Source organism: Pseudomonas sp. HY2-MNA-CIBAN-0224, assembly GCF_040310285.1.
GTDB lineage: Bacteria > Pseudomonadota > Gammaproteobacteria > Pseudomonadales > Pseudomonadaceae > Aquipseudomonas > Aquipseudomonas helleri.
The window spans coordinates 1-301 of the sequence record NZ_JBEOPQ010000351.1; the positions used below are offsets into that span (position 1 = coordinate 1).

Below are 301 nucleotides of genomic sequence, written 5' to 3' on the forward strand. Positions count from 1 at the left end.
GTACGGCTCTGCTGGAAATGTTAAGGCTTCAGGAATTAGTGGGCCATCTACGCCTATTCCATAGTTATTCATATTAGCAAATGACTTTTCAGCAGCTATTAACGTGTCCTCTAAAATACTGTGCATATATTGATTAAACATACCTACTTCCACAGCCCCAGACATCGTCCCATGCTCAGAGCTAAGCTTATAATTATCAGGAATCTTTTCTACCTGTGCGGTTCGGTAGTCAGAACGAGCGAGTATATTAAGAACCGTACTTATTTCCTGATCATTAGACTCTAAAGCATATGCCCTAAAT

Annotated in this window: 1 protein-coding gene; it reads right to left on the reverse strand. The window is 40.2% G+C overall.

From position 1 onward, the window contains the following. Positions 1-301 (reverse strand): hypothetical protein (locus tag AAEZ03_RS26700; RefSeq protein ID WP_350582801.1); only part of this gene is annotated, 301 nt, incomplete at both ends.